Raw genomic sequence first — 20,280 nt, 5'->3', positions numbered from 1 at the left:
CCTCCTTTTTAAAGATGAAATAGAAACTTGATTAGTCCAATGAAGATGCCGATGATGCCAAAGTCTGTATCCCCAAAAGTTGTTCCTTCAAATCCAAGAGTTCCTAACACAGGAAGTAAACAAGCAGGTAAGAATGAAAGAAGTATGCCATTCACAAAGGAACCCGCGACTGCACCTCTCACCCCTCCTGTTGCATTGCCGTATACGCCTGCTGTAGCGCCGCAGAAAAAGTGCGGCACAAGTCCAGGAACAATGACAGTTAAACCAAACAAAGGAAGAAGGAAAATAGACATGATGCCTCCTGCAAAGCTGCATAAAAAACCGATGATGACCGCATTTGGAGCAAATGGAAAAACCGTTGGCGCATCAAGTGCCGGCTTCGCCCCTTTCACAAAGCGATCAGCAATCCCCTTGAAAGCAGGCACAATTTCACCGATGGCCATTCGAACCCCTGCTAAAATAATGTACACGCCAGCAGCAAAGGTAATGGCCTGAATGAGAATGAAGACAGCAAAATTCGAGCCACCACTAATTTGTTCTATAAAGGAAACTCCCGCAAACGGTGCAATAGCAAAGAAAAGCAAAGCCATCGTAATTGAAATGGCCACCGATGTATCTCTGAGAAATCCGAGTGATTTAGGCACTTGAATGGTTTCCGTTGATGTCTCTGGGCGTCCGACCCATTTGCCAATCATTCCCGCTGTAAAATAACCGAACGTACTGAAGTGTCCGAGCGCAAGATCATCGCTTCCGGTGACTTTCCTTGTAAACGGCTGAAGAATTGCGGGGGCAATGACCATCGCTGCACCTAATATGATTGAACCGGCGGCGATAAGAAGCGTCCCTTTCATGCCGGCTGTCGAGAGAACGACTGCGAGCATAGCAGCCATATACAGCGTATGATGCCCTGTTAAAAAGACGTATTTAAAGGGTGTGAATTTTGCCAGTAACAAATTGACGAACATACCAAAAATCATAATGAGCGCTGTCTGTGTACCGAATTCCTTTTGGGCAATTGCAGCCATGGCATCAGTATTTGGGACAACCCCTTGAATGTGAAAGGCTGCTTCAAACATTTTCCTGAAAACCCCAAGTGAATCAGACACGACTGTTGCGCCCGCTCCTAATATTAAGAAGCCCATCGTTGTTTTCAAGGTGCCTGATACAGTATCGGCGGCTGATTTTTTCTGCAATAATAAACCGGCTAGTGCAAACAAACCGATGAGAATTGCTGGTGTGCCCAATATATCGTTCATGATCAGTTCTATCATGTTGTGAATCCCCCTTTTTCTTGGCTTATATGTGTTTACGAAGGACGTCTTTAATGGCTTCCTGGTCTAATAAATGATTTAACCCAGCAACATTTCTTGTGCCGTCATCGAGCTGATCGATGATATCTGTTGCTCCGATATAGAGATCTGCTTGTTCATTTTTGCTTGTACTGAGATCGGTATGATCCACTTCGGCTAAAAGTCCTAATTCTTCTAATGCTTTTTTGACATTCATCTCAACAATAAAGCTGCTTCCTAAACCGTTTCCGCACACAACAAGAATTTTTTTCATCTTCATTTTCCTCCTTTATACTTGTGAAAATTGATCAATTAGAGCTTGAATCGTTGTGAATTCCTCTGCTTCTATTAATTGTCTCAGCCGTTTTTCCTCACTTAACAGCATCGTCAACTGTTTGAGTGCTTTTAGGTGGGTCATGCTGTCAATGGCAGCTAGCACAATGATGAGCCGAACCTGCTTTTTTCCATCCTTTGAAAAGGAAACGGGCTGTTTACATGACATGAGTGACATGCTTAATTTGTTCACGCCATCCTCTGGTCTGGCATGCGGAATGGCCACTTGTGGTGCAATCACGATATAAGGGCCATTTTCATGAACAGACTGGATCATTGCTTTCACATAACCTTCCTGAATCGCATCTTGATCAAGCAAGGGCTGCGCTGCTTTTGTAATGGCCTCCTGCCATGTGTCTGCTGTTTGCTGGAGCTGAATGGTTTCTTCTGTTAATAAATCGTTTAACACTGGTTTCCACCCTTTCTGATGGGATACGTATGCGGGATGAAGCAGCTCCTTCAGGTTACGAAGCAATGCTTTTTTATTTTGTACGATGGTGTGCTGCTGAATCACGTTGAATAAAGCGTTCACATGTTGCTCATCAAGCCTAGTCTCTGAGCCTTCCCCGTATTGAAGCAATGTTTTTTTCTCATAGGCAGTGAGAATAGGATGAACAAGATGAATAGGTTTTCCTTTAAACGAAATAGGTGTTGTTGACACAACGAAGTCGGCATCAATGGACGTTAATTCTTCATATGAACGTTTTGATAACAATCCACGAACTTCGATGTAGCCGATTAATTCGAGAAGCTGCGTCTTTAGCATGTGACTTGTGCCAATTCCTTCGCCGCAGACAATGTAAACAGAACGCCGCGCAATGGAAGAAATCCCTTCTCTTCTCATCCAGCCGCCAAAATGCATCGCCACATAGGCTATTTCATGGTCGCTCATCTTTGAACAGGTCGCCTTCTCTAAATGGCATGCAACCTTTTGAGTGATGTCAAACACCTCTGGCTGTGCCTGTTTAATAGAATCTGTTAATTCATTGATGATATCAATGTGATAGATGAGCCTGTAATAGGCCGGAATTAAATGCATGGTTAAGTTTTGTTCCAAGGCTTCTAGTTCTTGGAAGGAAATACACGCATAGCGCTGAAAGTCAAAGATCATTTGTCTGGCAATGGTACGAATGAGATGCTCTTCTTTTTTTTGACTTGATGGAAGTTTTTGTTTTTTGGCACTGAGCCATAGCGTACTAAGAAAATAGATTTCATCATCATGAACAAAAAGACTGGTTTCTTTTTGAATCTGCGCCATGAAACGAATAGCTGCCAAGCATTCATCTGTTTCCTGCAAAGTACGTTTTTCTTCCGCTGAAATGTGTACAGCACGTCCTAGCTTCATTCGTTTGAAGTAGAAAAAGAGATCCAAAGACAGCTGATCCAGCATGTCATCTGCAAACTCGAGCTTAAGATCTTGTTCTGATTGTTGGAGGAGATGGTGTAATCTCTTATGTGATATAGGGCCCTTTAACCAAAACGTTGGAAATGTTTTTTCATTCTTTATCATGGTGCGAATGAAATGAATATAAGGCTTCATCGCCAATCGAATGGCTCTTTCTTCTCCGGAAATTAAATAGCCGCTTGCCGCCTGATAGTGGAGTGTGAGCTGCTGTTTGGAAAGTGCTTCTTTTAACTGTTTCATATCTTCAAGCAGTGTATTGCGGCTTACCTTTGTCATCTCCATAAAATCATCAATTCTGAGGCGTTTCTCACTGCATGCAATGGATAAGAGCAAGATCGCACGTCTTTCCTTTACACATGGTTCATAGTCATGACCGACGAGAATGGTGTCAGCTTTTTGGATAATCGCTTCTTTCTCATGTGGGTGTAAATAGTAGCCCAGTTGATCTTTTCGCTGGACGCTGCTAAGCTGATGGGTTTCCAGCCAGCTATTCATGCGTTTGATTTCAGAGTAGACGGTACGAGTAGAGACATTCAGTCGATTTTGTAAATCTTCTATTGATAGATAAGATGTTGTGTGAAGCAGCATTGATAATAAAGTGGTGCCCCTTTTGGTTAAATACAGATGGAATCCCTCCCTTCTTCCCTTTGGTTATAAGTCTAATCAACTCACATGCGTCAAAGAAGTCCAAATGTCTTCAGCCAGTGTTGTGCAGCTTTTGGGTGCTCTTTTTTCCATCAAAAAAGCACACCAGCATGAGTGTGCTTTGTTACGATTTAGATTTGAGCAATTGCAGCTCTTGATCCATGATATCTGCTGTTTGGGAAATGAATTGAATGATTAAATCTAATTCTTCTGGCTTGTATTCGTTTGTGAGCTTTTTGGTTGATGCCGATAAGGATAAAAATAGCTGCTTCACCTGTGATTTCCCCGCAGTTAGTGGAACAATGATGACTCTTCGCTTGTCTTTTGGGTCCTTTTCTCTTTTGGCGTAGCCAGCTTTTTCAAGCCGGTCAATAAGAGCGGTGACTGCACCTGAGCTAAGACCTGTTTTTTCACTTAATTCACCTGCTGTGAGTGGTCCGAGTTCGTTTAACAAATCGGCTGATTTGAGGTCTGTTGGAAAAAGGCCGAGCGATTGAGCGGCCGCTTGGTGGAATAGAACCGTTCGTGTGGCAAGGCGCCTCATCGTATGAATGATCTGGTCCGCTCGCTCTTCTGCCTCGTTCTTTATTGACAACTTGTACTCCTCCCTTTAAAATCAATTTATCTTGATCATCAAGATAAATGTTCTCTTACTTTATAATTAAGTTGATCATAGCAAAAAAAAGGAGAGAACGTAAGCAGGAGGTAAATGAAATGAATACTGTAGATAAAGGCAAGGCATCCACTCGCTTTGTTGTGATCGGTTTGCTTTTAGGCATTTTTATGGCAGCAATGGACAACACCATTGTCGCAACAGCGATGGGAAGCATTGTAGCAGATTTAGGCAGTTTTGATAAATTTGCTTGGGTAACCGCTTCTTACATGGTGGCAGTGATGGCCGGAATGCCGATTTATGGAAAGCTTTCAGATATGTATGGTCGAAAGCGTTTTTTTCTGTTTGGACTTATTTTCTTTTTAATTGGATCTGCGCTGTGCGGCATCGCACAAACGATGGATCAACTCATTATTTACCGCGCCATTCAAGGGCTTGGAGGCGGTGCACTTCTTCCGATCGCTTTCACGATTATCTTTGATATCTTTCCGCCTGAAAAACGCGGGAAAATGTCCGGTATGTTTGGTGCAGTATTTGGCCTGTCAAGTGTGTTAGGCCCGCTCTTAGGTGCTATTATTACAGATTCAATCGGCTGGCATTGGGTTTTCTATATTAATGTGCCAATCGGTATCGTCAGTGTGTTCTTGATCGCTAAATTTTATCAGGAATCGCTTGAGCATCGTAAGCAGAAAATCGACTGGTCAGGCGCCATTACGCTTGTTGTGGCGGTTGTGAGTTTAATGTTCGCACTTGAGCTTGGCGGTAAATCCTATGCTTGGGATTCTATTCAAATCCTGACACTATTTGCTGTGTTTGTTGTCTTTGGTGCCATGTTCTTTATCGTTGAACGGAAGGCCGAAGAACCGATTATTTCATTTTGGATGTTTAAAAATCGTTTGTTTGCGACAGCTCAAATTTTGGCTTTTTTATATGGCGGGACGTTTATTATTCTAGCTGTCTTTATTCCGATTTTCGTTCAGGCGGTGTACGGTGAATCTGCAACAAGTGCCGGGTTCATTTTAACACCGATGATGATCGGTTCAGTCATTGGCAGTATGATCGGCGGAATAATGCAGACGAAAGTACCTTTTAGACGATTGATGACGATCTCTGTGATTTCATTTTTTGCTGGGATGCTGCTGCTTGCTAACATGTCGCCAGATACAGCAAGGCTGTGGCTTACACTCTTTATGATGATATCAGGGTTTGGCGTTGGTTTTAGCTTCTCCCTTCTGCCATCTGCTTCAATGAATGATCTCTCTCCGCGCTACCGTGGCAGTGCCAACTCTACCAATTCGTTTATGAGATCACTTGGGATGACGTTAGGTGTGACGATCTTTGGGACGATTCAAACCAATGTCCTGACGAATCGATTAGCAGATGCCTTTAGCGGGATGAAAGGAGCCTCTTCTCAAGTTGGCGATCCGCAAGCCATTTTTCAAGAGGGTGCCCGCTCACAAATTCCACCTGATATTTTAAATAAGGTCATTGATGCGATGTCACAAAGTATTACGTATGTATTTATGATTGCTTTATTCCCAATTGCACTTGCAGCGATAACGGTCGTATTCATGGGAAATGCACGAGTACGTACATCAAATGAAATGAAAGAAAGCGAATAAGATGAAAAAGCAGAGCGATGGGGCTCTGCTTTTTTTCTTCTTATTGATATAAAAGATGGGCTTTTCCTTCGCTGCCAACGATTCGTATTTTAGATGTGACATAGCCGTTGTATCCAATTTTCTTCATCAGTCTGACAATCGTAGCTGTCGACACGTTGGCTCTTTCACTTAATGTGACGATAGATAAGGTGGAGATATCCTCTAAATGTTGGTGAATATCATGCAGTAAATAACGTTCTGTTTCACTTCACGTTTGATACACATCACTTGGAATGTTAAATAATGGTTCATTCAATGCGATTCCCCTTGATCATTTCATCCTATAATTAAATGGCCGGTAAAAACAAGATGATTCTTTTTTTCTGTATTTTCATTAGAAAGGCAGCATGAGTGAAATTTTGTTTTTAACATAAGATAAGAAAAAGAACTGTCTGTGTGAAAGGAATTGATCACCATGCTTCATCTCTTGTTTTTTCTGATTGTTCTATATGTGGTATATGTATTTTTGACCGCATTTGTTTTGTTTTACTTACCGTTTCAAAAAACATGTAAAGACCAATGCATCTATAAAGCCTCTTCTATTTCAGGAGACGACCAAGGCACAAATCAAGTGATGCTCCTTGATGACGGGTTTGAATCGGGTCAAGTGAGAATTCAAATGATTCGTGAGGCTAAAAGGATGATCCGTTTGAGTTATTATTCCATTCAAAAGGGAAAAACGGCTGAATGGGTACTTGGTGCTTTAATTGAAGCCGCTGATCGAGGAGTGAAAGTTCAGTTATTGTTAGATGGCATTTGCCACAGCCTTCGTGGACCGCTGAAGCATTTGCGCTATGCTGTGGCGGATCATCCGAATATGGCCATTCGATTTTATGAGCCCTTTCGTTTGTTTAAGCCATGGACATGGCATAACCGCCTGCATGATAAGCTGCTTTTGGCAGATGGACGAGTCGCTGTCATGGGCGGTAGGAATATCGGTGATAAATACTTTGCAGATCAGCCGCCGAAAGACTTTGCTTATGACCGCGATGTGCTGCTCTACAACGCCCAAAAGGGAAAAGTATTAGATGAAATGGAACAGTATTTCGTTTATTTATGGAATCATGATTTTACGAAAAAAACGAAAGATGTCTTTTCCAAGGCAAAAGCGAAAAAAGGGAAAAAACTAAGGAAACAGTTGCTTAGATCTTATCAAGAAGCCCTTCGCACAAAAGAACCTTTTGTGATGTCCACATTCGATTGGGCAAAAGATGCCATTGCGGCGAAACAGCTGGCCTTTTTCACAAATCCAGTGGAACGCTTGAATAAACGCCCTCTCGTACTAAAAAAGTTAAACGATCTCGCTCACCGGGCAAAGCGTTCTGTTCTCATCCAGACGCCTTATGTCATACCGACACGTCCAATGAAAGACGGCCTCACTCCATTACCTAGTGGTATTCAAACGACGATTGTGACGAATTCCCTTACAGCCACACCAAACCCTTTAGCATTTGCAGGGTATTTAAGCACAAAAAAGGAATTGATGAAAACGGGTGTTCATTTGTATGAATATGAAGGTCCGTATTCAATTCACGCAAAATCGATGGTGATTGATGATCATTTAAGTATGATCGGAACCTATAATTTGGATGCGAGATCTAGTTTTTTAAATACGGAGTCGATTTTGGTCATTGATAGTGCCCCCTTTGCGTTATCTCTTACGGAGGCCATTGAGCGGAAAATCGCGTATAGTGTTCTTGTAGCAAAAGACCGAACAGAATATAAAACGAGCGCCTATGGGCAGAAAAAAAAGCCTTTCATGAAAAGGCTCCTTTTAACTGGGTTATCCACGATCACTGTTTTATGGAGACGATTGATTTAAAAAAGGGCAGCTACTTTTGTGGCAGCCCTTTTTCTTGCGTCTGCTCCTCGTCTGCTGCTTCAAGCTTGGTTAGCTTAAAGACCAATATTCCGGCAACGATGACAAGGACACCTAATAGTTTTGTAAATGTAAATTCTACTTTCTCTAACCCAAGCCAGCCAAGCGAATCAAATAAAAGCGCGCATCCTAGCTGTGAGGTGAGAACAATTGATATCCCATAAGTGGGTCCTAGACGTTTGATGCTCTGAACAAGGCAGATGACCACCCCGACCCCAATCGCCCCGCTTACCCAGTACCAGGCTTCCATATGTCTTAATTGAAACATGCCTGTTCCTTCTAATAAGCAACCCATCAGGAGGGAAGCGATAAAACCCATACCAAGAACGAGTGTCGTTGTTGACCAAGAGCCTGTATGCTCATTGACTTTACTATTAAAAATGGTTTGTAAGCTGACTAGTGCCCCAGCAGTGACAGCTAATATTATGCCTATGATCATATATAAATCCCTTCGTTTCTTCTATTCATAAATGTTGTGCTCCGCTATTTCTAAAAGTCCTTTTTGGTCACAAATCGTAATCTTTCCCCTTCGTCTTTCAATCAGTCCTTTTTCTTGGAATTGCTGAATGACCCGGTTAATATGACGATAACTCGTTCCAATTAAGCTCGCGGCATCTGTGAGACGAAGCGGGCGTGTGAGGGCGCCGTCATTACTTGTTAGAACAGACAATAGATAGCTTGCGAGTCTGACCTCCACAGGATATAGAAGGTGGAAGCTTAAATCGTTTGATTTTATATAAAATTTGTTTGTGATCCCTTTTAGCAAAAAGGTTAAAACGCGAGGGTCGTCCTTCGCATGTCGCATGAGTGCTTGATGGGAAATTCTTAGCATATGTACTTCTGTGACGGCTTCGACTGTATTGACCATATCTGTCTGTTGAACGTACTCAATATCTCCAATCGCTTCAAGAGGGTTTTTAAAGCAAAGAATAAAGGTTTTTCCTTCCTTTGTGGTGGTGAAAATCTTTAATTTTCCTTTCACTAACAAGTACAAGTACTCCCTCTTATCTCCTTTTGAGCAAATCAGCTCACCTTGCTGATAGCGCCATAAGCTCACATGTGACATGAAGTTCTTGTGAAAAACGTTCTGTAATTGATGCGCTTTGATATAAGAGGAAAAAAGAGATTCATGATGAAGCTCCTCCATTTGATGCCCTCCTTTATAGCTTTAAAATGATGACGCCTGCAACCATTAAAAGGATCCCTGCATAATGAGGCCATTTCATTTTTTTCTTCTGAACACCAAACCATCCTTTTGCATCAATTGCAAAGGTAAATGCAAGCTGTGCAATGAGTAAGGCGGCGATGGTGAGCGTGACGCCGATCATTTGAATAGCGGTGACTTCATTAAAAATAATGATGGCTGCAAATGCGCCGCCAATTAAATAGAGCGGCTTCACCTTTTTGTATTCCGAAAAGTGGCCATCTCGAACGATGAGTAAAATGAATAGAGAGAGAATAAACCCTGTTAGCTGCGTGATTGTTGCCGCCTGCCATGTCCCGATATCTTGACTAATTCTTGCGTTGGCTACGCCTTGTAATGTAATACATGCGCCTCCTAATAATGCGAAAATAACACCTTTCATTCTTTCAAATGCTCCTTCTTTTTCTGTCTAGTTCCATTAAATGATAGATGCCCCGAGGTTGAAAAGGACATATGTCCCACTTTGCGTATTATATCAGAAACTTTTTCTCATGCAGTTTCTTCGTTTTAGATTTTTCACAGTGGGTACAGTTTTATATCAGCTGAAAACAGAATATAGGATTGAATCACATATAAAAAGGAGACATGTCAAAATGAGAAATCAAGAGAAACACTTTATGAATGGAGAATGGGTAGCATCCACAGGAAACGAAACGACGGAAGTCATCAATCCTGCTACAGAGGAAGTCATTGGCACAATTAGCTTAGGAACGAAGGAAGACTTAGATAAGGCTGTTAAAGCAGCTCGTGCCGCCTTCCCTTCATTCTCAAAAACATCTCGACATGAACGAGTAGAGATGCTGGAAAACATTGTGCGCGGGTACGAAAAGCGTAAGGATGAACTAGTCGAAGTCATGACACAAGAGCTGGGTGCACCGCTTAAAGTATCAGAAGAGGTTCATTACAAAATGGGGCATGAACACTTCTCTAAAGCTGCGGAAGCCCTTAAGTCCTATACATTTACAGAAGACCGCGGTGGACATACAATTATAAAAGAAGCAATTGGTGTCAGTGGACTCATTACACCATGGAATTTTCCAACAAACCAAACATCACTGAAAATTGCTGGTGCCATTGCGGCAGGATCACCAGTCGTCTTAAAACCTGCTGAAATTACACCATTTGCAGCAATGATTCTTGCAGAAATTATTGATGAAGCAGGTGTGCCTAAAGGCGTCTTTAACCTAGTGAATGGAACAGGTGAAGTCATTGGGAATGGCATTAGCTCACATCCCGATATTGATTTTGTTTCATTTACAGGCTCAGGTGCAGTCGGTTCTAAAATAATGGAAAACGCTGCTGAAGATATTAAGAAAGTCGCGCTTGAGCTTGGCGGGAAATCCCCTCTTATCGTTTTAGACGATGCAGATGTGGATGAAGCAGCAGAAACGGCCGTTCATCATATTGCGATGAACACAGGTCAAGTATGCTCCGCAGCTACACGTGTACTGATTCCTGAATCAATGAAGGAGACATTTGAGAAAGCACTGCTGAAGGCTCTGCCGAAGTTTACTGTAGGTGATCCGAGAGAAGATCACGCCACTGGCCCGCTTGTCTCCAAAAAACAATGGGATACTGTGCAGTCATATATTGAAAAAGGAATCGAAGAAGGTGCGACCTTGCTTGCTGGGGGAACTGGAAAGCCGGACGGCATAGACAAAGGCTATTTTGCAAAGCATACGATCTTCACAAATGTGAAAAATGATATGACCATTGCCCAAGAAGAAATTTTTGGACCGGTGATGAGTGTCATTACGTATCAGGACCTAGACCATGCCCTTGAAATCGCTAATGATACAGTTTATGGTCTTGCTGGGTATGTGGTTGGCAAAGATGAAAAGACATTAAAATACGTCGCTGAACACATTCGTGCTGGTCAAATCACCATTAACAATGCCGAAACAGATTACTTTGCCCCATTTGGCGGCTTTAAGCAATCAGGTATTGGCAGAGAATGGGGAGATTTCGGTATCGAGGAATATCTAGAAGTCAAAGCTGTAATGGGACTTCCAACGGCGTAAGTCAGATAAAAAAGGAAAGCGGATCGCCGTTTTCCTCAGCGTGTAGACAAACCCTCGCATTCTTTGTCAGTCCTGCGTGCCGGTGCTCACGAATGTCAAATTCGCTCCGCGCCGGTACTCGTCCTTCCTAGACTGCAAAGGTTTTCATGTCACGCTGGAAAGAAGACAAAGGGCTAAAATCAAGTTCATTTTAGCCCTTTGTCAACAATCTGAGGAAAACGGATCGCCGTTTTCCTTTTTTTATGCCCTTTGTTATTAGAAATCTTAATCATGACAATCAATATTATATATTTTACTTAATGGCAAACTTTCGGTAAAGTTCAAATTGAACCTATATATATAATTCCTATCGAATTAATCTATGTTTATATTCCTTGTGAGGTGGATATCGTTGCAACTTCATGTATTGAACAGTCCGTTTAGTCAGGAACAGGCAGATTTACTCAATCAGCTGCTTCCGACTTTAACAGATCAGCAAAAAATTTGGCTTACTGGTTATTTATCAGCACAGGTAGCTCTTGCCGGCTCAGAAGCTGTCATAGAGGCTCCTTCTGCCGCGGCATCTGCTCAGCCTGTGAAAAAAGATGTGACCGTGCTTTACGGATCGCAAACAGGCAATTCCGAAGGGTTGGCGAAAAAGACAGCGCAGCATCTTGAAGAGAAAGGCTTTCAAGTGACGCTTTCTTCTATGTCCGATTTTAAACCGAATAATCTGAAAAAAATAAACAATTTACTGATTATCGTCAGCACACATGGCGAGGGAGATCCGCCTGATAACGCCCTTTCGTTCCATGAATATATCCACGGCCGACGTGCACCAAAGCTTGATCATTTAAGCTTTTCTGTCCTTTCATTAGGTGACAGTTCATATGAATTCTTCTGTCAGACGGGGAAAGAATTTGACGAGCGCCTAAAAGAGCTTGGCGGAACGCGCCTTTTTGACCGGGTAGACTGTGATCTTGATTATGATGAGCCGTTTTCTGAATGGCTTCAAGGTGTGACTTCTTCTCTAAGTGAAGGTGAAGCTGTATCATCACCACAAGAAGCAGCGGGAGCAGCCAGTCAAACCGTTTCAGAATATTCTAGAACGAATCCTTTTTATGCTGAAGTCCTTGAAAATATCAACCTAAATGGCCGAGGCTCTAACAAAGAAACCCGTCATTTAGAGCTTTCTCTTGAAGGATCAGGCCTTGTTTATGAGCCAGGTGACAGTCTTGGGATTTACCCAACAAATGATCCTGCGCTTGTGGATGAACTGATCAAGACATGCGGATGGAATCCAGAGGAGGTCGTAACCGTTCATAAAAACGGTGATACTCTTCCTTTAAAAGAAGCCCTCACCTCGCATTTTGAGATTACAGTTTTAACAAAGCCTCTTCTTCAAAAGCTCGCTTCATTGACGAAAAGTGAAGCCTTGCATGACCTTTTAGAAGAAGGAAATGGAGAAAAGCTCAAAGAGTATATAGAAGGACGAGACTTATTAGATGCGGCTCGTGATTTTGGTCCTTTTGAAGGAACAGCAGCCGATTTTACGTCTATTTTAAGAAAAATTCCTGCACGCCTTTATTCGATTGCTAGCAGTCTAAAAGCAAATGAGGATGAGGTTCATTTGACGATAGGTGCAGTCAGATATGATGCACACGGGAGAGAACGTCAAGGTGTCTGCTCGATTTTATGTGCGGAACGCTTGCAGCCAGGTGATACGATCCCTGTTTATATTCAGCACAACCAAAACTTTAAACTTCCTCAAGATCCTGATGCTCCGATCATTATGGTGGGACCAGGCACAGGCATCGCCCCTTTCCGTTCATTTATGCAGGAACGCGAGGAAATCGGCGCAAACGGAAAATCTTGGTTATTCTTCGGTGATCAGCACTTTGTGACGGATTTCTTATACCAAACAGAATGGCAAAAGTGGTTAAAAGATGGCGTCTTAACGAAGATGGATGTGGCTTTCTCAAGAGATTCAGAGGAAAAAGTATATGTCCAGCACCAAATGAAGAAACACAGTAAAGAATTATTCGAATGGCTTGAGCAAGGTGCTTATGTGTATATTTGCGGAGATGAAAAGCATATGGCACATGATGTCCACAATACCCTTCTATCGATCATTCAAGAAGAAGGTGCAATGAGCAAAGAGAAAGCAGAAAGCTATCTTGCCAACTTACAGCAGCAAAAACGCTATCAGCGTGACGTATATTGATTTGATGCTTGAAAGAAAGGAGCTTTTACGACATGGTGAAGACAGCATTAACAGCGCCGGATGGACCTCCGAGCGACGTAGAGGAAATCAAAGAAAAAAGTGATTATTTACGGGGTACGTTAAAGGAAGTGATGCTTGATCCGATTTCAGCGGGAATTCCTGATGATGACAACCGCCTGATGAAGCACCACGGCAGCTATTTACAGGATGATCGTGACCTCAGAAATGAACGGCAAAAACAAAAGCTTGAGCCAGCCTATCAATTTATGCTGCGCGTGCGCCTGCCTGGCGGAATCGCTACATCCAAGCAGTGGCTTGTAATGGATGAGCTTGCTCACAAATACGGTAACGGAACGTTAAAGCTGACAACTCGTGAAACCTTTCAGCTGCACGGTATTTTAAAGTGGAACATGAAAAAGACCATTCAAGACATTCATTCAACTATGCTTGATACGATTGCTGCTTGCGGCGATGTGAACCGGAATGTCATGTGTACATCCAACCCCTATCAATCAGAAGTGCACCAGGATGTGTACGAGCTGGCGAAAAAATTAAGTGATGACCTGCTTCCGAAAACAAGAGCGTACCATGAAATTTGGCTTGATGAAGAAAAGGTAGCGGCAACGCTTGATACGGAAGTTGAGCCGATGTACGGTCCGCTTTATTTACCAAGAAAATTCAAGATTGGTGTGGCGGTCCCTCCTGCTAACGATATTGATGTCTTTTCACAGGATTTAGGTTTCATTGCGATCATCGAAAATGAGCAATTGGTCGGCTTTAATGTCGCAATTGGCGGCGGAATGGGTATGACTCACGGTGATACAGCAACCTACCCTCAGCTTGCAAAGGTGATCGGCTTTTGCACACCTGAGCAGGTTGTGGAGATTGCCAAACAAGTCATCACCATTCAGCGAGACTATGGAAACCGTTCCGTGCGAAAAAATGCCCGCTTTAAATATACAGTAGACCGCCTCGGCCTTGAGAATGTAAAAGAAGAGCTTGAGCGTCGCCTTGGGTTTACTCTTTTAGACGCACGGGATTATCATTTTGATCATAACGGTGACCGTTATGGCTGGGTGAAAGGCATTAATGGCAGATGGCATTATACGATGTTTGTAGAAGGCGGGCGCATCACAGATTATGATGATTATCCGCTGATGACAGGCATTCGTGAAATCGCCAAGGTTCATACAGGTGACTTCCGCTTAACCGCAAATCAGAACTTGATCATTGGAAATGTGACAACTCATAAAAAGAAACAGATTGAGAAGCTGATTCAGGAATTTGGTTTATCAGATGGCAAGCAGCATTCTGCCCTGCGCCGCAGTTCCATGGCTTGTGTGGCACTGCCAACGTGCGGCTTAGCGATGGCAGAAGCAGAACGCTACCTTCCGCGCTTGATTGATCGTATTGATGAGATTGTCGAAGAAAATGGATTAAGTGATAAAGAGATTACGATCCGAATGACTGGATGTCCAAATGGCTGTGCTCGTCATGCTTTAGGTGAGATTGGTTTTATCGGGAAATCACCTGGTAAATACAATATGTATCTTGGCGCTGCATTCGACGGCAGCAGGTTAAGTAAACTGTACCGTGAAAATGTGGGTGAGGAAGACATTTTAAAAGAACTTGGTTCTCTTCTTCCCCGCTACGCAAAAGAACGAGAAGAAAATGAACATTTCGGTGATTTTGTCATTCGGGCAGGAATTGTCAAAGAAACAACAGATGGAACGAATTTTCATGTGCAATAAAAAAGACAGGAGTCCTTCCTTCCTGTCTAAGATTGTTGACAAAGGGCTAAAATGATCTTTATTTTAGCCCTTTGTCTTCTTTTCTATGTTTGCTGTTTGCTTTTCAAATATTCAGAGATGCGTTTATATATATTTGGATTGGCTAGTGAAGAAAGGTCTGGTGAAGGCCTGTGTTCATACGCTTCTTTTAGTAAACGCCGGACGATTTTTCCGTTTCTTGTTTTCGGTAAAGCAGAAATGAGATGAATTTCTTTTGGTGTGAGCGCTCTTCCGGCATGTGTACCAACATGTGCTGAAAGCTCTTGGATGAGTTTGACTTCTTCAAAAGTGTGTGAACCGGTTACGATGAAACATACGAGTGCTTCTCCCTTCACCTCATCCTTTACCCCAATTACAGCAGCTTCGTGCACAGCCGGATGTCCAACAAGGATGGATTCAATTTCAGCTGGACCGACACGTTTGCCTGCTGTATTTATAACATCATCCGATCTGCCCGTGATATGAAATTCTCCGTCCTCTGTTTGCATGACCCAATCACCGTGTGTCCATACGCCGTCAAACTGTTTGAAATACGCAGCTTCATAACGCTCCGGCTCGTTCCAAAAACCACATGTCATGCCGACCCATGGCTTTTTCACAACAAGCTCTCCTACTTCATTTATCACGCTTTGTCCGGCTTTATTATACACATCTGCCGCCATTCCTGGGATCGCCGCATTAAAGAGAATCGGTTTGATTGGACGAAGCAGCGTACTCCCGACAATTCCTCCAGACACCTCGGTTCCTCCTGAATAATTTAAGATCGGAATCTTCCTTTGACCGATGGTGTCAAATAACCACTCCCACGGCGCTTCATTCCAAGGTTCGCCAGTAGAAATGATGGCTTTGACATGCGGCAGATGGACCCCTTCCATGTTTTGCTGCATCGCAGAACGAACAAATGTAGGCGAAAGTCCAAAATGAGTAACTTTCTGCTGATGGATGAATGACCAGAGCTGCTGTTCATTTGGATAATCGGGGGCGCCGTCATATAAAACGATGGCGGCTCCATTGATCAAACCGCCAAAGACAAGAAATGGCCCCATCATCCAGCCATATCTGTCAGCCAGAACAGCCGGTCTCCTGTGGCAACATCCATGCATAGACCGGCATCAAATGCCGCTTTGACAGGAAATCCTGCGTGTGTATGAACAGCTCCTTTTGGTGTGCCAGTTGTGCCTGATGTGTACAAGATCATAAGCGGGTGTTCATTTGTGACATAAGCCGCTCGGGCTATCGGCTGTTCGTTCAACAAATCATTCAGTTTGATGTCATCTTGATATCCAGTATCAGAGGAAGTGTGCACAATGACTGTTTGCACAGTTGTTGTTTTTTTGATTGCATCCGCCGCACATTCTCGCATGTTGATCGTCTTTCCGCGGCGCGTCATTTCATTTCCTGTGACGACAATGGATGCACCTGATGCGCGAATACGTACAGCGAGAGGTTCACTTCCATAGCCTGAGAAGACGGGACTAAAGATGACACCAATCTTCGCAAAGGCAAGCATGACGGCAACCGTTTCAGGAAGCATCGGCATATAAATAATGGCCACATCCCCTTTTTGAAGCCCTTCCTTTAAAAGGCCAGCTGCAAGACGATTGACTTTCTCCTGCAGCTGGAGAAATGACCACCTCTTTTCTTCACCTGCTTCATTGCTCCAAATAATGGCGGGTTGATGCTTCGTTTCTTCTTTCTCTGCCCATTTGTCCACGGCCGTTTCAGTCATGTTTAATATGCCGCCTTTATACCAGTTTGGCCACATAAATGAATGCTTCCCTAATGCCGCTTCATACGGCTCTTTCCACTGAATACCGACCGCTTTTTCGGCTTCTCTCCAAAACCAATCTGTGCGCTCGATACTGGCTTGATAGAATGCGTGATAAGTAGAAAATCCAAGAGACTTCATCCATTGGTCAAGACGTGTTTTTTTGATCATCTGCTCTTTCGGTATCCATGCTGGTTTTAGGTTCATCATGAGGACGCCCCCCCTTTAGACCGGATAGACCGGATGTTTTCGTCTCGTAAATGTCATCTCTTTTGATGTATAGGCTTGTAGGCGATGACACAGTTCAGCTCTTAAACGGTCAAATGGAATGATGCCATCGACGATCATTTCGGAGGCAAGCTCGTATATATTCATATCTTCCTGGTATTCTTTGCGTTTCTCTTGTATAAATGCGGCTCTCTCTTCTGGAGGGAGTGCGGCAATTTTATTCGCATAGACAGCATTGACAGCGGCTTCTGGGCCCATAACAGCAATTTGGGCAGATGGAAGAGCGAGACAGCAATCCGGTTCAAAGGCTGGTCCTGCCATCGCATATAAACCTGCTCCGTATGCTTTACGTACAATGACAGATATCTTCGGTACGGTCGCCTCTGACATAGCGGAAATCATTTTTGCTCCATGCCGAATAATGCCAGCCTGTTCCACTTTTGTTCCGATCATAAATCCCGGTATATCAGCAAGAAAGAGCAGTGGGATATGAAAAGCATCACACAGCTGAATAAACTTAGCGGCTTTGTCTGCGGAGTCATGAAATAACACGCCGCCTTTCACTCTTGGCTGATTGGCAATAAGACCGACAGGCTGACCGTCTATTCGCCCAAAGCCTGTGATCAGCTCTGCAGCAAACAGCTTTTTGATTTCAAAAAATGACCCTTCGTCAATGAGCAAATCAATAAGTTGATACATATCAAAAGGGGTATTCTGTCCCTTAGGTATGAGGTCTTGGAGTGAGATTTCAGATGGTTTAGGCGCTATTGGGGCTTTCCTTTTTGGTCTTTCCGTATAGTTGGCAGGCATGTAGGTTAAATAATCACGTGCGATTTGAATGGCCTCTTCCTCTGTTTTTGCTAATATATCTCCGCACCCAGAAATGCTGCAATGCATGTTCGCCCCGCCCATTTCTTCGAGTGATACTTTTTCTCCAATCACCATTTCAGCCATTCGGGGAGAGCCTAAATACATGGAAGCATTTCCTTCAACCATGACGACGATGTCACAAAAAGCAGGGATGTAAGCACCACCAGCCGCAGACGGGCCGAATAGTAAACAAATTTGCGGGATACGTCCAGACAGTTTGACTTGATTATAAAAAATGCGACCTGCTCCTCTTCTCCCTGGAAACATCGCGATTTGATCGGTAATCCTTGCACCAGCAGAATCGACTAAATAGAGCATGGGACAATTAAGCTTCTCGGCTGTTTCCTGTATTCTAATGATTTTTTCTACTGTTTTGACGCCCCACGACCCTGCTTTAACAGTAGAGTCATTTGCCATGACACAAACGGTCTGCCCATGCATCCGCCCTGTCCCTGTGACAACACCATCTGCTGGCAAATGGTCATCTTGACACTCTGCAAACATGGCATCTTCAATAAAAGAATCCTCATCTAATAACAATTGGAGGCGATCCCGGACAAACAATTTTCCTTTTTCTTTGTTTTTTTGATGATATCGTTCAGCCCCGCCCTTTTCAATTCGCTGTTTTTTTAATTCATATTCCTGGATCATGAGCATTCCCCTTTCTTGCTATTTGCCTCTGTAATGAGGCGTTCGTTTTTCTTGAAAAGCCTTGAGACCTTCCATTCGATCTTCTGTATGAATAAGCCGCAGATAGGCTTCGTGTTCTTTCGTCAAACCTGTTTGTAAATCGTGATCAAGGCTAGATTGAATGGCCTGTTTTGCTTCTTTTAAGGCAATTGGTCCATTTTTGACCATTTGCTTTGCGAGTGCGATGGCATCATTCATGAGTGAATCTGCGAAAGAGATATGCTCAATCAGCCCAATATGAATGGCCTCTTCTGCTCGTAAAGAAGTGCCTGTGAAGATAAGCTCCTTTGCTTTACCGATGCCGATCAGGCGCGGAAGACGCTGCGTGCCCCCTGCTCCCGGCAGGATGGCTAGTCCTGTTTCCGGCAAGCCGAGTGCTGCACCCGCTCTTGCGATGCGGAGATCACAGGCTAGCGCAAGCTCAAGACCTCCGCCAAGTGCGTGTCCGTTGATGACGGCTATGACAGGCACAGGTAATGATTCAATTTCTGTAAAGGTTTGCTGAATGGTTAGGACGGCCTGTTTTGCTTCTTCGTCAGTCATGAATCGTCGTTCCTTTAAATCTGCTCCTGCGCAAAAAACGTTAGCGCCAGCTCCAGTCATGAGCAAACAGCGGATGTTTTCATCGTGTTTGATTTCTTGAATGGTTTGATTGATTTCCTCCAGCATAGCAGCTGATAGAGAATTGGCTTGTTTGGGTCTATTTAAGGTCAAGATCGCGATCTGTTCATCTTGTATTGAATATTGAATCAATTCCTCCATGTCATTCATCCTTTATCAAGTAGTGAGAGTGAAATGCATGTAAGCAGTGACTAGGCAGGGTTCGATCTACCTTTGCTTCAATCCATTCGGCCGCGCGGATCAACCTGGGAAAGTCGACATTTGTTTCAATCCCCAGTTTGTGTAACATATGCACGACGTCTTCTGTCGCTACATTTCCGCTGGAACCAGGTGCATATGGACAGCCGCCAAGCCCGCCGCTAGAGGCATCAAATATCGTAATGCCCGCCTTTAATGCTGTATAAATATTCGCAAGGCCCATCCCCTTTGTATCATGAAAATGTAGAGCGATTTTATCGGCGGGAAAGCGTTCAAGCAAAATGTCCAACCGTCTTTCTACTTGCAGCGGATGAGCTTCTCCAATGGTGTCTCCGAGAGAAATTTCATCAATGCCGCATGAGAGCAGGTATTCCGTTAATCGCAGCACTTGGTCCATTGGCACTTGTTTTTCATAGGGGCAGCCAAACACGGTAGAAAGATATGCGCGAGTCTTTCGCCCCTCTGCTTTTAAATCGGCTGTCATTTGTTTGATCACAGGAAGCGTTTCCTGTATGGACTGATTCATATTCTTTTTGTTATGTGTTTCACTCGATGAGACAAACATAGCGCCGATATCAAGGTTTGCTTCAAAAAAATGAGCTAAGCCTTTTTCATTGGGAATGAGTGCAGCATAGGTGATCTTGTCTTTTTTGTTTAATGATTGGGCTAGTTCTCTGGCGTCTTTTAAGGCTGGAACCCATGCCGGATGGACAAATGATGTGACTTCAATATAAGGGAGCTGGGCTGCTGCGAGTAAATCAATCCACGTTCGCTTCTCGTTTGTGTCCAGCCAAACGGATTCATTTTGCAGTCCGTCCCGCGGACCGACCTCTCTAATAAGCACGCTTTTTGGTAATGCCAT

At 43.5% G+C, this 20,280-nt stretch carries 15 protein-coding genes and 2 pseudogenes; 5 read left to right on the top strand and 12 right to left on the bottom strand.

Going from position 1 to position 20,280, the window contains the following annotated elements:
- Positions 1-8: 8 nt before the first annotated feature.
- The 4 genes from GPA07_RS10650 to GPA07_RS10635 form a co-directional block, all read right to left on the bottom strand.
- Positions 9-1,271: a PTS ascorbate transporter subunit IIC gene (locus GPA07_RS10650; protein WP_008361573.1), complete on the bottom strand. Its 1,263-nt coding sequence runs from the start codon at positions 1,269-1,271 to the stop codon at positions 9-11.
- A gap of 25 nt (positions 1,272-1,296) precedes the next feature.
- Positions 1,297-1,563: a PTS sugar transporter subunit IIB gene (locus GPA07_RS10645; protein WP_071169111.1), complete on the bottom strand. Its 267-nt coding sequence runs from the start codon at positions 1,561-1,563 to the stop codon at positions 1,297-1,299.
- A gap of 15 nt (positions 1,564-1,578) precedes the next feature.
- Positions 1,579-3,615 carry a BglG family transcription antiterminator gene (locus tag GPA07_RS10640; RefSeq protein WP_071169110.1) on the bottom strand — a complete coding sequence of 679 codons (2,037 nt, stop codon included), beginning with the start codon at positions 3,613-3,615 and terminating at the stop codon, positions 1,579-1,581.
- 181 nt (positions 3,616-3,796) lie between these two features.
- On the bottom strand, positions 3,797-4,216 hold the full coding sequence (locus GPA07_RS10635; RefSeq protein ID WP_051009131.1) for a MarR family winged helix-turn-helix transcriptional regulator: 420 nt from the start codon (positions 4,214-4,216) through the stop codon (positions 3,797-3,799).
- Between the two features lie 170 nt (positions 4,217-4,386).
- On the opposite strand from GPA07_RS10635, the pseudogene GPA07_RS10630 reads away from it, so the two are divergent.
- A pseudogene (locus tag GPA07_RS10630) lies at positions 4,387-5,959 on the top strand (MDR family MFS transporter).
- On the opposite strand, the gene GPA07_RS18840 reads toward GPA07_RS10630, so the two are convergent.
- On the bottom strand, positions 5,948-6,103 hold the full coding sequence (locus tag GPA07_RS18840) for a hypothetical protein (RefSeq protein ID WP_332835463.1): 156 nt from the start codon (positions 6,101-6,103) through the stop codon (positions 5,948-5,950). The pseudogene GPA07_RS10630 and the gene GPA07_RS18840 sit on opposite strands and share 12 nt — an antisense overlap.
- 258 nt (positions 6,104-6,361) lie before the next feature.
- Between GPA07_RS18840 and GPA07_RS10620 the strand changes: the two genes are divergently transcribed.
- Positions 6,362-7,768: a phospholipase D-like domain-containing protein gene (locus tag GPA07_RS10620; protein ID WP_008361584.1), complete on the top strand. Its 1,407-nt coding sequence runs from the start codon at positions 6,362-6,364 to the stop codon at positions 7,766-7,768.
- A gap of 10 nt (positions 7,769-7,778) precedes the next feature.
- On the opposite strand, the gene GPA07_RS10615 is transcribed toward GPA07_RS10620, so the two are convergent.
- Genes GPA07_RS10615 through GPA07_RS10605 form a run of 3 tightly spaced genes read right to left on the bottom strand, consistent with a single transcriptional unit; the run spans position 7,779 to position 9,411 of the window.
- A complete protein-coding gene (locus GPA07_RS10615) occupies positions 7,779-8,264 on the bottom strand; it encodes a DMT family transporter (RefSeq protein ID WP_008361586.1) in 486 nt (161 codons plus the stop codon).
- A 21-nt stretch (positions 8,265-8,285) separates the two neighbouring features.
- Positions 8,286-8,972: a Crp/Fnr family transcriptional regulator gene (locus GPA07_RS10610; RefSeq protein WP_008361588.1), complete on the bottom strand. Its 687-nt coding sequence runs from the start codon at positions 8,970-8,972 to the stop codon at positions 8,286-8,288.
- A 13-nt stretch (positions 8,973-8,985) separates the two neighbouring features.
- Positions 8,986-9,411, bottom strand: a complete 426-nt coding sequence (locus tag GPA07_RS10605; protein WP_008361590.1) for a DMT family transporter — start codon at positions 9,409-9,411, stop codon at positions 8,986-8,988.
- 211 nt (positions 9,412-9,622) lie between these two features.
- Here GPA07_RS10605 and GPA07_RS10600 point away from each other — a divergent pair, with 211 nt between their 5' ends.
- The 3 genes from GPA07_RS10600 to cysI all read left to right on the top strand — a co-directional run bounded on the left by GPA07_RS10600 (position 9,623) and on the right by cysI (position 15,004).
- Complete coding sequence (locus GPA07_RS10600) at positions 9,623-11,050, top strand: aldehyde dehydrogenase family protein (RefSeq protein WP_008361592.1); 1,428 nt, start codon at positions 9,623-9,625, stop codon at positions 11,048-11,050.
- A gap of 391 nt (positions 11,051-11,441) precedes the next feature.
- Positions 11,442-13,253, top strand: a complete 1,812-nt coding sequence (locus tag GPA07_RS10595; RefSeq protein WP_071169105.1) for an assimilatory sulfite reductase (NADPH) flavoprotein subunit — start codon at positions 11,442-11,444, stop codon at positions 13,251-13,253.
- Between the two features lie 32 nt (positions 13,254-13,285).
- The gene (gene cysI, locus GPA07_RS10590; RefSeq protein WP_157292510.1) at positions 13,286-15,004 is read left to right on the top strand and encodes an assimilatory sulfite reductase (NADPH) hemoprotein subunit; all 1,719 of its coding nucleotides are present in this window, start codon (positions 13,286-13,288) and stop codon (positions 15,002-15,004) included.
- Positions 15,005-15,087: 83 nt separating this feature from the next.
- Here cysI and GPA07_RS10585 read toward each other — a convergent pair.
- The 4 genes and pseudogenes from GPA07_RS10585 to GPA07_RS10570 form a co-directional block, all read right to left on the bottom strand.
- Positions 15,088-17,021: pseudogene (locus GPA07_RS10585) on the bottom strand (AMP-binding protein).
- A gap of 15 nt (positions 17,022-17,036) precedes the next feature.
- Entirely contained in the window at positions 17,037-18,560 is a 1,524-nt protein-coding gene (locus GPA07_RS10580) for an acyl-CoA carboxylase subunit beta (RefSeq protein WP_157292509.1), read from the bottom strand.
- Positions 18,561-18,578: 18 nt separating this feature from the next.
- The gene (locus GPA07_RS10575) at positions 18,579-19,361 is read right to left on the bottom strand and encodes an enoyl-CoA hydratase (RefSeq protein WP_157292508.1); all 783 of its coding nucleotides are present in this window, start codon (positions 19,359-19,361) and stop codon (positions 18,579-18,581) included.
- Position 19,362: 1 nt separating this feature from the next.
- The gene (locus GPA07_RS10570; protein ID WP_071169101.1) at positions 19,363-20,280 is read right to left on the bottom strand and encodes a hydroxymethylglutaryl-CoA lyase; all 918 of its coding nucleotides are present in this window, start codon (positions 20,278-20,280) and stop codon (positions 19,363-19,365) included.

The sequence above is a fragment of the Bacillus sp. ms-22 genome, from assembly GCF_009759805.1.
GTDB classification, from domain to species: domain Bacteria; phylum Bacillota; class Bacilli; order Bacillales; family Bacillaceae; genus Bacillus; species Bacillus xiamenensis.
Note: the sequence above shows the minus strand (reverse complement) of the source record. Positions and strands in the feature narration are given on the sequence as shown.